Annotated in this window: 8 protein-coding genes; 4 read left to right on the top strand and 4 right to left on the bottom strand. The window is 47.2% G+C overall.

What is annotated here, in order from left to right; all coding sequences use genetic code 11:
• The first annotated feature begins 16 nt into the window (after positions 1-16).
• Positions 17-1213: a murein transglycosylase A gene (locus NC997_RS11615; protein WP_190525605.1), complete on the top strand. Its 1197-nt coding sequence runs from the start codon at positions 17-19 to the stop codon at positions 1211-1213.
• A gap of 250 nt (positions 1214-1463) precedes the next feature.
• Here the strand turns inward: NC997_RS11615 and ltrA are convergent, their stop codons facing one another.
• Both ltrA and NC997_RS11605 read right to left on the bottom strand, forming a co-directional pair.
• Entirely contained in the window at positions 1464-3203 is a 1740-nt protein-coding gene (gene ltrA / locus NC997_RS11610; RefSeq protein WP_190525604.1) for a group II intron reverse transcriptase/maturase, read from the bottom strand.
• A gap of 551 nt (positions 3204-3754) precedes the next feature.
• Complete coding sequence (locus NC997_RS11605; protein ID WP_199306090.1) at positions 3755-4726, bottom strand: DUF5895 domain-containing protein; 972 nt, start codon at positions 4724-4726, stop codon at positions 3755-3757.
• Positions 4727-5308: 582 nt separating this feature from the next.
• Between NC997_RS11605 and NC997_RS11600 the strand changes: the two genes are divergently transcribed.
• Positions 5309-7249, top strand: a complete 1941-nt coding sequence (locus tag NC997_RS11600; protein ID WP_190415230.1) for a cation:proton antiporter — start codon at positions 5309-5311, stop codon at positions 7247-7249.
• A 161-nt stretch (positions 7250-7410) separates the two neighbouring features.
• Here NC997_RS11600 and NC997_RS11595 read toward each other — a convergent pair whose 3' ends face one another.
• Both NC997_RS11595 and NC997_RS11590 read right to left on the bottom strand, forming a co-directional pair.
• Positions 7411-8106, bottom strand: a complete 696-nt coding sequence (locus NC997_RS11595) for a cytochrome b N-terminal domain-containing protein (RefSeq protein WP_190427564.1) — start codon at positions 8104-8106, stop codon at positions 7411-7413.
• A gap of 151 nt (positions 8107-8257) precedes the next feature.
• Positions 8258-8959 carry an alpha/beta hydrolase gene (locus NC997_RS11590; RefSeq protein ID WP_190525603.1) on the bottom strand — a complete coding sequence of 234 codons (702 nt, stop codon included), beginning with the start codon at positions 8957-8959 and terminating at the stop codon, positions 8258-8260.
• 41 nt (positions 8960-9000) lie between these two features.
• Here NC997_RS11590 and NC997_RS11585 point away from each other — a divergent pair, with 41 nt between their 5' ends.
• Both NC997_RS11585 and NC997_RS11580 read left to right on the top strand, forming a co-directional pair.
• Positions 9001-9720 (top strand): precorrin-2 C(20)-methyltransferase, encoded by a 720-nt coding sequence (locus NC997_RS11585; RefSeq protein ID WP_190415225.1) that lies wholly within the window; start codon positions 9001-9003, stop codon positions 9718-9720.
• A gap of 246 nt (positions 9721-9966) precedes the next feature.
• Positions 9967-11829, top strand: coding sequence for a hypothetical protein (locus tag NC997_RS11580; protein ID WP_190525602.1), 1863 nt, complete (start codon positions 9967-9969; stop codon positions 11827-11829).
• Positions 11830-11971 lie beyond the last annotated feature (142 nt).

Here is an 11971-nt window from a genome sequence, read left to right as displayed (position 1 = left end):
CCTTTTGGTGTAAGTAATGAGAAAGACATTGGCTTTACTGTCCCTGAGTTTTGGTGTAACTCTGGGAAATGTCACTTTGCCTGCCCTCGCTAAAGATCCCCTGTCCGTTCCGCTGATACCAGTCAACTCAAACCTTTTAAATCTCGTCTGTTGCCGGTCAGATGCACTGGGACTTGATGAGCAAATCTGGGGGCAAAACGGTCAAGCCGGAGACCGAAAAGCTTTAATCGCCTCGATTGATAACAGTCTGCGATATTTACAGACAAACAGTGCCGCTCAAGCCTACCAGCAGTATCCGGTGCCGGGAATTACCCGCGATCGCGTCCGCCGATCTTTGGTTCGCTTTCGGCAGCTAGTTCTCAACTCTGGTTCGGCTGCCGAACTGCAAGCCGCAATCAAGCGTGAGTTTGTCTTGTACCAGTCTGTAGGCAAGGACAATAAGGGGAACGTTCAGTACACCGCCTACTACGAACCAACCTATACAGCCAGCCGCAAGCAGACGGCAGAGCATCGTTATCCTCTCTATGGGATGCCGTCAAACTTCAACTCTTGGCCCAAACCCCACCCCACACGGGTTCAGCTAGAAGGGGAGGATGGCTTGCTGGGAGCGAACAGTCCGCTAAAAGGGCTAGAAATCGCTTGGATGAGCGATCGCCTGGAAGCCTTCTTGGTGCAAATCCAAGGCTCTGCTCAGCTCCAGATGACTGATGGAAGCGTGATGACGGTCGGTTATGCAGGTGGAACCGATTACCCCTACACCAGTGTTGGGAAAGAACTCGCTAAAGATGGCAAACTGCCCCTATCCGGTCTGACGTTACCTGTGCTGATCAAATACTTCCAGCAAAATCCTTTGGAGCTGAGTAACTATATCCCGCGCAATCAGCGCTTTGTTTTCTTCAACGAAACTAATGGTGCCCCAGCGATGGGAAGCGTTGGGGTGCCGGTGACACCTGAGCGTTCGATTGCGACGGATAAATCTTTGATGCCTCCGGGTGCTTTAGCTTTAATTCATACAAGAGTTCCCTACTTTAATCGTGCCGGTAAGATCGAACAGCGTCTGGTGAGTCGCTACGTACTCGACCAGGATAAAGGAAGTGCAATTCTGGGTCCCGGTCGCGTAGATTATTTTATCGGAACGGGTAAACGGGCGGGTGATCGCGCGGGTGTCACCGGCGGCAACGGGCAACTGTATTACCTGCTGCTAAAACAGTAAATTTTTTAGCGTCCCCCAACCTAAGAAATTGAGGCGATCGCGTCCTAATCCTACCTAGAAATTAAAAGTAAAAAGGCAAAAGTAACAAGTTTTTACTTTTGCCTTTTTAAGTTTTTACTCTTTCCTTGTGTCCTATTTAGTTGAACTCAATCCAAAAATCACTTCTTGAATTGGTCTTCAGAACCGTGCGTGAGACTTTCACCTCACACGGCTCCTCAATGATTTGAACTTTGTCATTAGCACTTCTCATTTACCATTCCTCTAGTGCCTTAAATTCGTTCTCTAACCATATAGAGTGTGTATGGTCGTGGCAATGCCCGTGTAGCATTGATAGGTTGCTGTTTTTGTTGTTGTTATGGTTTTCGTCAATGTGATGTATTTCCATGACATCTCCCATGTTAAAATTAAGCCCACAACGGCTGCATTTACCCTTTTGCCTTCTTAGTAGGAAGGCGGCATCTTTTGAAATACCGGGATATTTTGCTAACCTGCTACTCCAGTACACCCAGTTTCCATCGAAGGGGCTGCTATTACCTTTGACTTTTGTATATCTGAGTATGGGTGTATCCGCTATTTCGAGCAGTCTTGCCTCCTTCGTGGAGTTCGTAAACACCCACTTCTCAGTACCTATAGTCTTCCAGTATTTTGCTTTTACCCAAGATGTTCCTTTGTTATGGTGCCTAAATTCCGCCCAACTTTTAAGCTGTGAGAATAGTAAGTGATCTGCTTTTGCAAAAGCATCTTTGCTTACTACTGTTGAGTAATAATTTGCCCATCCACGCAGTATGAGATTCAGTCTTTTGATTACCTCAGGCTGGGGAGCAGCTTTCATGGAACCAATTATTTCGGCAGTTTTACTCAACAACCTCTTTATTGCTTCATTGTTGGGTTTGATGAGGGTCTTAAATCCAAGCAATTGTCCATTGGTGTTTTTGCCAGAGTGATTTTTTCCTTGTGGATATTGTCTGACATTAAAACCTAGGAAATTGAAGCCTCTATTTTCTTCATACTTTTGGAGGGTATGAGAAGTTCGGGTTTTACTTGGTTTTAGTTCCAAGCCCATGTCTTTTAACCAGTCTGATGCTATCTGCTGACATCTTTGGACAACGGATAAATCTTCGTGTAATATTACGAAGTCGTCGGCATATCGAATAACGGCAGGGCTTGGAATCGTTACCGTTTTACCATTTACCAAGAGATTTCTTTTGGGAAACGCCTGAGTAATTCGATTTTCCAATCCGTGAAGGGCAATGTTTGCTAGGAGAGGTGATATTACGCCTCCCGGTGGTGTGCTCTTAGATGTATGACTATATGCTTCTTTCCTTTCGGAGTAGGCTTTCCAGTCTATTACCCCTGCTTTTAACCAAGCCTTTATTTGATGGCGAATGGTGGGGGATGTATTTAATTTTCTAAGCAGAGCTTCATGATTAATGCTGTCGAAGCACTTAGCAATATCAGCGTCTAATACAAATTTGGCTTTGTACCTGATTGTATTAAATATTGCTTCTATTGCGTCATGACATGAGCGCCCCGGTCGGAAACCGTATGAGTTAGGCTCGAATTTTGCCTCCCATTCTGGCTCTAATGCTAGTTTTACCAATGCCTGCAACGCACGGTCTGCCATCGTTGGAATCCCTAATGGTCGCTCCTCTTTTGTTCCGGGTTTGGGAATCCATACCCTTCTCGTTGGTCTTGATTTTTGGGATAGTTTCAGGTTTTTAACTAGGGCTAGCCTTTGGATGGGCGTAAGTGATTTTATTCCATCTACTCCGGCTGTCTTTTTGCCCCTGTTTTCCTGCGTTACTCGACGTACAGCTAAACATTTTGCCGACCAGGATTTTATCAGTAGTCTCTGGAGTTTGTGGACTGTTTTGACATCACCACGTTGAGAAGCTTGATAGATGCGCTTTTGGAGCTTAAAAACACTTCGCTCAAGCTTACGCCAAGGAATTGTTTCCCATACATACATCGACTTGTCAGCCGTGTTCATGTCTTTTGTACTCTACTTAGTACCTCTATCTTTCAAATCATCGTGTCTCTGTCTGCATATCCTCGTCATTACAATGAGGCATTAGCTTTTGAGACAATCCTGCCCTTGCATCACTTGCGCTGGTTACTTCTCAGATATCTACCTTTTCTGAGAGTGAAGCAAGGGTTAAAACGTTCCTAACAATCATTTGATTGAACTTTTAGGATGATACTTTCCACCAGGTTTAATGGGAGTGCATACTGGTCAACCGTACATTTGCCAGCCCCGATATCCTGTGACATTTTGTCTGTTGCGTGTCAACCTATTTTCGCAACGTCGAGCTGATGGTGGTTAAAGTGTATCTTTGCTTTCGCTATCCATGAGTTCTCGCTTGACAGTGTTCCAGATTAGGTTTCTAGGTTCTTGCCTTTTTCCCTTGCTCACCACCGTATGATTACCAGTCATATAGCAGCAGGGAATGCAGTCACTCTTAGCACTTAGAGGATGGGACTTGAACTTTCTAGGTTACTCATTCTCACCCATATGATTGTTAAGTTATCCAGAGCATTTCTCTAACCGAGAAATTTCATCCGGTGGTCAATCCTTTGATGATTCCATTCCTCGGTTAGAGGTTCATAAATACCATCAATTTCTGACCAAACGTTTCGCACATAAGGAGGTTCGCCGTACTCAAATTCATCGTGATAATCGTATGAACTAGACACCCCTGCCATCTCCATTTTGGGCGCGAGGGTTTCCTCTTTCGGTTTTTCTTTTCCGAAGTCTTGGTACTCCTCAAAAGTTTTGCAGATAAGCACAGACTCCTCAGAACTGGAAGAAATTAGATATTCTGTTAAATTCTTAGCAGTAGGATGCTCGTAATCTACTGTACTAGCCACCAGAGCCGTATTTGTGCCACTGCCCCTTTCCTCCATTTCAATTAACGGACAAAAAATTCCATGAGCGTGAAACAACGGTCCTTTTGGTGTTAAAGGCTGCTTGCGATACTGAGCATAAGCCTTTTCCAATTCAGCAATAAATCCACCGACGACTTGACCTTGTTTCATCTCGCAGTAGGATTTTCCAAAACTAGCACCTGCTGCACCATTCACCGTCAATTGCAGTGGCAAGTAATGCAAAAGCTTTTGTTTCTCCCCGACTAAAAAAATCAAGTGGCGAGTGAACGTCTTAAACTTGAGCTTGTCTGCCAAGAAAGCATCGTAGTTATCTTTAAACGTACCCAATTTCATCCCAGTTTCACGGTCTTTCACAGACAATGGCCCCCGCCGCACGATGACTAAGCGGGGGGTAGTAGTGATAAACAGCGTTTCGACTCCGGTGCTAAACTCATGCTGCACCTGGTCCCAAGTGGCATCCGGTTTAAAGCCAACCGCATTAGCGTTATCTAGCTTAATTGCCAATCCGTGCGGCTGGATGCCAGTTTTCCCATATCGAGGATTGATCATCTGGCACCAAGGGATCACTTGAGAAGGTGGTGCGTTGAACTTGTCGTCGTCGAAGTCAAAATTCGCAGATGCGTTCATGGTCTTAGGCATCCAAGTCGTGTGCTGATCAAGTTTACAAGTCTGGAGCAAGTGGTGATATCCGAAAAGATACCGTAGAAATGATAAAAGTAACACAAGTGCAGCTAACCGGGTTTACTGACACCCTTACTCCAGTTGAATGCCAGCAAGAAGCAGTGTTTCTTAGAACAGCTTGCTAGGATCGAACCAGCACAGTAGGAAGAGGTTCTTTGCGTTCTGAGTGCAGGAACGGTTGTCCAGTCAGAAGATTTGGGGGAGGTGCTGCTGGATTATCCCTCAACAAACGGATTGAAAAGCGTGGTTGAAAGGGCAGGCAATTCAGAAAAGGAGCGATCGCACTTTTCTTCTGTGCCCTTTTCGCATCTACTCTATATACCCTGTTTGCATCACAGACAAATTTTTGCTTTTTCAGTAGATTTTTAGCCCAAACGTGTATCATAGACTACAGATACTTGTCTCAAAATATCCGATGCAAAGACAGGTTGACTATTGCATAGCAGCCAGGAAGGGTTAATATTTACTATCCTTTACCAAAGATATTGATATTGATAAAACTTCGTTGGTTTTATCAAAATCTACAACATGGAAACATCCTTTGAACTAACCCTGCAAATCGTTATCACGGTTGTTGCAGGTATCAGCGCCCAGGTTTTAGCCCAATATCTTCAGGTTCCTAGCATCGTCTTTTTGCTGCTGTTTGGCATTCTCCTGGGACCTGATGGCTTGCGCCTGCTACACCCGCATTCTCTAGGTACGGGCTTAGAGGTCATTACTGCTCTGGCAGTGGCAGTGATTCTGTTTGAGGGGGGGCTGAACCTAGAGCTGAGAGAGTTGGGCAAGGTTTCCGGCAGCCTGCGAAACTTAGTGACGCTGGGAACGCTGATCACGCTTCTGGGCGGCGGTATGGCAGCTCACTGGCTGGGTGAATTTCCCTGGCCTATCGCTTTTCTCTACGCTTCCTTAGTGGTCGTAACGGGACCAACCGTGATCAGTCCTCTGCTGAAACAGGTGCAAGTAGATCGGCAAGTGGCAGCACTTCTGGAAGGAGAAGGCGTCTTAATTGACCCAGTAGGGGCTATTTTGGCTGTCGTCGTGCTGGACACCATTTTGAACGCCGATACCGACCCCATCGAAGCTTTCATCGGTCTCGTCTTACGCTTAGGCATCGGCGGCGGCATTGGCGTTGTCGGTGGCTGGTTGATGGGTTGGATTATCAAACGCGCCAAGTTTCTTTCAGAAGACTTAAATAACCTGGTCGTTCTGGCTGGGTTGTGGGGCTTATTTGGTTTGGCGCAAACAATCCGCAGTGAGTCGGGGTTAATGGCAACCGTGATGGCGGGAATTGTTCTGGGTGCCTCCTCAATCCCAGAAGAACGGATGTTGCGGCGATTTAAAGGACAATTAACGATTCTTGGCGTTTCGGTTTTGTTCATCCTGCTGGCAGCTGACTTGTCCATCGCAAGTGTATTTGCGCTGGGGTGGGGAAGTTTGTTTACAGTTCTGGCACTGATGTTTATCGTGCGACCGATAAACATCGGCTTATGTACCTTCAATAGCGACCTGAACTGGCGGCAGAAGCTGTTTTTGTGCTGGATTGCTCCTAGAGGAATTGTTTCGGCGTCGGTTGCTTCTCTATTTGCCATTTTTCTGACCCAGCGGGGCATCAACGGCGGCGATTCTATCAAAGCGTTGGTCTTCCTCACGATTATCCTGACCGTATTTTTGCAAGGACTGACAGCACGTTGGGTTGCTCGTTGGCTGCAAATCAACCTCCAGGAAGCAACGGGCGCTGTGATTATTGGTTGTAATCCCTTAAGCCGCCTGATTGCCCGTTTGTTTCAGGAACAAGGAGAGTCTGTAGTGCTGATTGACACAGACCCCGAAGCGTGCCAAAAAGCAGAGCAGGAAAATCTGCGGGTATTTTTAAGCAGTGGTTTGGATACGGAAGTTCTGGAAGAGGCGGGACTCGACTCAATGGGAACCTTTCTGGCAATGACGAATAATGGGGAGGTGAATTTAGTGTTGGCGCAGCGTGCTTCTGAGGAGTTTCGTCCTCCTCGTGTGTTGGCAGTATTTCCCCAAGCGAATACACCGACTAATAATAGTAAGGTTCACCAAGCTTTCATTCCTAATTTATCAATTAAGAATTGGAATCAATACCTGAACGATGGACAGGTGAAGTTAGGCAAAACGTCACTCAAAGAGCCTGGTTTTTCGTTTCAACAAGCTCATCTACAAGCCTTAATTCGTTCCGGGGAGCTAGTACCCTTACTATTTTTACGGGAGGGGCGTTTCCAAGTGGTACCTGCGACAGAGGATTGGGAAGCGGGAGATCAGATTATTTATGTGCTGCATGACCCTCGACCAAAACTCTTGAAGCGTTTATCGGGTGCGAGTCCATCTTCTCGTTTGGCGCTAGAGAAACTGCCGGAAGTTGAAGAGGTACCCATCTCATCTGCAAGTGTAGGTGTCCTTTTGGGAGAACTCAAACCAGAACCTCAAACAGAACCTACAGAAGCTTGACACAAGACAGTCGCGACTATGCCAATCTGCCTGGAAAGCAAGAAAAGCGATCGCATATTCTTGCACTTGGCGGTTGAAACCGCACAGCGACAGCAAGCACACAACCGAAACCTTCCAGGAGCAGGCTACTAAGTGGAACTAGATTTGAGACTATAAATTTGCTATTTCTGTGACTCAGCACTGCTAAGGCTGAGAGATTTGGGATCGTTCTGTGCTTGCGCGGATTCTGACTCGGCAGCTAAGTTAGTGGCAGCTAATTTTATCTGAAGCTGCTTTTGCTGTCTTTCCTGGACTAATAACCCGCCTAGATGAATCAGTGCGATCGCGATCGCTCCCACGGATAAAATGTAGCTGTGTAGGGTGTAGAGGTGTTCGACAGTAGCTGTAGTAATGGCTCCACCACCTGTAACGATGTCTCGCAGCTGGGAGCCAATAAAAGGAATGGCTTCGATAGTTCCCAGTTCGATGCTCAGACGCCAGTAGCCGAGTTGAGTCCAATCGAGAATCATCGCCGTCCAACCGAGCGCGATCGCGGTTAATGTCAATAGAATGCCACTAATCCACGCAGTTAACCAACTATTCGTAAATTGTCGCCCCAGAAACATCACGACAATTTCGATTAAAGACACTGCAATTAACCCATTTCCCGCGAGATCGTGAACGCGGAGAATCACCCAGCCATTGGAAACTTCATTTGCGATCGCTTGCAGGGAATCATAAGCACCACCCGCCGCCGGTTCGTAGTAGAAAGCTAACAGAATTCCAGTCACAGCAGCGATTAGGCTCAAGGTTAGAATCCCAACAGCCAGGATCGTAGCCAGACGCCGAAGGACAAATTCATACTGCTCGGTTTTCATGGCTAAACTTTACTTTTCTTAACATTAGTCAAATGCTAGCCAGTTACAGAAGGAATTTCGTTGTCCTAACAGCGTATGCCTAAAGGCTGAATCGTTGTGATGAGTCATGAGTGATTCGCCAACCGCCAATGACTCATCAGCATTACCCATGTCATGCCAAATACTCCACCCAAGACGGTAAAGCGACTGGCGAACCGTACCAAATTCCAGGAGTTCTGGGTGAGTGCTTGACACCTTCGATAACCAGATTGGTTGCTCCCTCCAGATGAGCGGCTTCAATCGGCGTAATCCCATCTCCCCAAGTGTTACCAATCCCACAGGTGAGTTTGTAACTGCTGTAGGCTAGCCACTGCCCCGGACGCCTCGCCCCGAAGATAGATTTACCGGCAACGCAGATGTAACGCACCGTTGAGTAGAAGGCTCCTGGATAGTTCATCTTGACAAAATCTAGATTTTTCCGCGTCCAGCGTTCCCCGCTGATATGGGGCGTTCCTAAGGTGACAAGCGTGGCAACAGAAGGGTGAGCGTGCCACAAACCAGCGTCTTCTGTGACATCTCCGTGAATAGAATAAGGTTTTTCCCCCAGGTAGATCCGGGAAATCCAGCCGCCAGCGGAGTGACCAATCAGGTTAAGCTGAGAAACGTTGTATTGCTGCAACATTTGTTTTACCGTGCGGTCGAGTTGCCGCAAAATCGGAATCATCGACCGTCCTCCTACAGTGGGCACCCAATCCCGACTTCGCAAGGGTACGGTTACAGTGGGGAAACCCGATTCTTGTAGAGATTGTTCGAGTGGACGGTAGGCGATCGCGCCTTCGAGATATCCGGGCAAAATGACAGTCGGTAAAGGCATTTGAGATTTTGGGTTTTGGCTTTTAGATTTTAAATTTTATTGTGCAATCAGGTATCTTGTACGGCATTGGCGTGGGTCCCGGCGACCCAGAACTGATTACTGTGAAGGGACTCGGCATTTTGCAACGGGTGCCGGTGGTGGCTTTTCCCGCTGGGTTACACGGTAAGCCAGGAATCGCTCAGCAGATGGTGGCTCAATGGTTGAATCCCCGCCAAGTGCAATTAGCGTTAACTTTTCCTTACGTACAAGAAAGCGAGATTTTGACTCAGGCGTGGCAAGTGGCAGCCCAAGAAGTCTGGCAATCTCTAAAATTGGGTCAAGATGTTGCTTTTGTCTCGGAAGGCGATGTCAGTTTCTATAGCACGTTTACCTATTTGGCGCAGACACTGCAACAACTGCATCCTGAAGTAATAGTGCAGACAGTGCCGGGAATCTGTTCCCCTTTGGCGGCGGCAGCGGTGTTAGGAATTCCACTGACAATTCGCGCTCAGCGCCTTGTTGTGTTACCAGCGATCTACACGGTAGGAGAGCTGGAAGCTGTTTTAGAATGGGCAGATGTGGTGGTGCTGATGAAAGTGAGTTCAGTTTACGAGCAAGTTTGGAAAGTGTTGCAGCAGCGCGGGTTGTTGGAACGTAGCTGGGTAGTGGAACGGGCAACGCTACCAGAGCAGGTAATTTATGCGGGGTTAAGCGATCGCCCGAATCTGAAATTGCCTTACTTTTCTTTATTAATTGTGCAAGTAAACGAGTCAGTAGATTAATTTCTTCAGGAACTTGAGGAAAGTGGCAACTTTTGGGCTTTTTTTCCAGTCTTGGCGATTGGGTCAGAGAACCTGAAAATTAACTTTTAAGCATTTTAGACTGAAATAATTGAGATTAAAATTCAGAATCTGAAACTAATATAAAAGCGGAGTGCTTGTTTTGATCGCGATCGCGTGCTTGCCGCACGTACCCACCTGACCTGATTCCCAGCCTGTCCTGTCGCTGAGGAGTGTAACTTACCTGCTATGTCCTATCTCTCATTCATTAGAAACCTGCCTGAAAAGTTAACTCAGCCGCCTCTGATTGCAGCTTTGGCTTCCGTGGGCATCCACGGAGTGCTGGCGATGACCCTTCCCAGTTTATCCGCGTCCTCCAAACCGGAAGAGCAGAAGCCGCGAGGGACTGTCAAAGTTGTGGAGTTAACACCGGCAGAGCAAAGCCGCATTCCGCAACTTGCACCGCCGCCCGTGTCGCTGCCACCCATTCCCAACCAAACCCAGCTGTTGCCACCTTTGCCGCCGCCGTCTTCCGTATTGCCGCCGATCCCTAGCTCCCCACCCTACAAATTTCCGCTGAACTCCACACCGCAACCTAACACTGGGGCTGGGTTGCCGGAGATTTTTCAGAGATCGAGCGATCGCCGTCAGCAAAGAGCTAGGCAAAATCCTTTCAATCCCAACAACCCAAACTTTATCGTAGGACGGCTTCCCGATCCCCCCAAAGTTCCCCAATCAGGTTCTCGGAAGGTGACACAGCAAGAGATTCGCCGTCGCCTGTTTCAGGGATTGCCCGCTGGTGTCCAGCCGGGGCAGGACGACATTTCCAGTCTGTTTCCGCCGCCACCGCCCACTTCCGATCAACAGACACCTTTCAACCCTTCTGAGGAATCTTCTGGAAAACAGCCCCCTATCGATTTTGGACAACAGACGCCTAGCAATCCCAAGCCACAGAGGTCAATTGATTTTGGACAACAGACACCGAATTCGGAATCACAAATAGCAGCGAATTCCGAACAACAAACGTCTAAAAATTCTGAGCAACAACCTCCAGCGACTTCCGGACAACAGACGCCTCCTCTTTCTCCACAACAAATAGCAATGGCGCGGCGCGAACTGCAACGGCAGCAAGTCCTTGCTGATATACGGCAGCAACGTCGAAACTACGCCTATGACGGAAATGGCACTCGTGATGACGATTACAGACAAAAGTTAGCGGGTTGGGGTTCTAGACTCAACAAAGTCCCATCGAAAGAACAAGAAATTACGCTGACTTCTCAATTTCGTGCGTGCTTTATTAAGAAGCCGGAAGCAACTGCTTTAGTTGGGGCGCAGGTGGATGCTAAAGGTAGTGTCACGACCGAACTGCTTAGGAGTTCTGGTTACAACATTTTGAATGAGAAAGCGCAGGAAGTCGTTAAGGCTCATTCCTTTGGTGCAAAGGAACAAGTTTATGTTGTTCAGGTCAAGTTTGCGTACAACGAAAAAGATTGTCCGCCGATGACAGCTTCACGAGAAGCTCGAAATTCTCAAGAAGCTCAAGATTCTAGAAAACCACGAGATTCTCAAGAATCCTCTGAGTCTCAAAAACCACGGGATTCTCAAAATTCCCAAAACTCACCTGCGCCGAGAAAACTACGAGATTCTCAAGAAGCTCAAGATTCTAGAAGACCACGAGATTCTCAAGAATCCTCTGAGTCTCAAAAACCGCGGGATTCTCAAAATTCCCAAAACTCCCCTGAGCCGAGAAAACCACGAGATTCTCAAAATTCCCAAAACTCCCCTGAGCCGAGAAAACCACGAGATTCTCAAGAAGCTCAAGATTCTAGAAAACCACGAGATTCTCAAGAATCCTCTGAGTCTCAAAAACCACGAGATTCTCAAAATTCCCAAAACTCCCCTGAGCCGAGAAAACCACGAGATTCTCAAGAAGCTCAAGATTCTAGAAAACCACGAGATTCTCAAGAATCCTCTGAGTCTCAAAAACCACGGGAATCTCAAGAATCCTCGGAGTCCAAAAAACCGCAAGATTCTCAAAATTCTCAAAACTCACCTGAGCCGAGAAAACCACAAGAATCTCCGGATTCTCAAAATTCTCAACAGACACCCTGAACATAGTTCACAAGAAGCGAAGACAGTATTAGACAGTCAGTTGGGTTGAGGAACGAACCCCAACCAATACTTATGCGTGTTGAGGTTCGTTCTTCAAGCTAGCCTACAACTCTCAATAAACTCAAAACTCACGTGGGAGTAA

Origin of the sequence: Trichocoleus sp. DQ-A2 (genome assembly GCF_039961915.1) — a bacterium.
Classification (GTDB): domain Bacteria; phylum Cyanobacteriota; class Cyanobacteriia; order Cyanobacteriales; family FACHB-T130; genus FACHB-T130.
The sequence above is the reverse complement of the archived record's forward strand: the minus strand, read 5'-3'. Positions and strand labels throughout refer to the sequence as shown.

Excerpts from the sequence above, each read along its gene's own strand:
- NC997_RS11615 (WP_190525605.1), top strand. The coding sequence starts at position 17 with ATGAGAAAGACATTGGCTTTACTGTCCCTGAGTTTTGGTGTAACTCTG.
- ltrA (WP_190525604.1), bottom strand. The coding sequence starts at position 3,203 with ATGAACACGGCTGACAAGTCGATGTATGTATGGGAAACAATTCCTTGG.
- NC997_RS11605 (WP_199306090.1), bottom strand. The coding sequence starts at position 4,726 with ATGAACGCATCTGCGAATTTTGACTTCGACGACGACAAGTTCAACGCA.
- NC997_RS11600 (WP_190415230.1), top strand. The coding sequence starts at position 5,309 with ATGGAAACATCCTTTGAACTAACCCTGCAAATCGTTATCACGGTTGTT.
- NC997_RS11595 (WP_190427564.1), bottom strand. The coding sequence starts at position 8,106 with ATGAAAACCGAGCAGTATGAATTTGTCCTTCGGCGTCTGGCTACGATC.
- NC997_RS11590 (WP_190525603.1), bottom strand. The coding sequence starts at position 8,959 with ATGCCTTTACCGACTGTCATTTTGCCCGGATATCTCGAAGGCGCGATC.
- NC997_RS11580 (WP_190525602.1), top strand. The coding sequence starts at position 9,967 with ATGTCCTATCTCTCATTCATTAGAAACCTGCCTGAAAAGTTAACTCAG.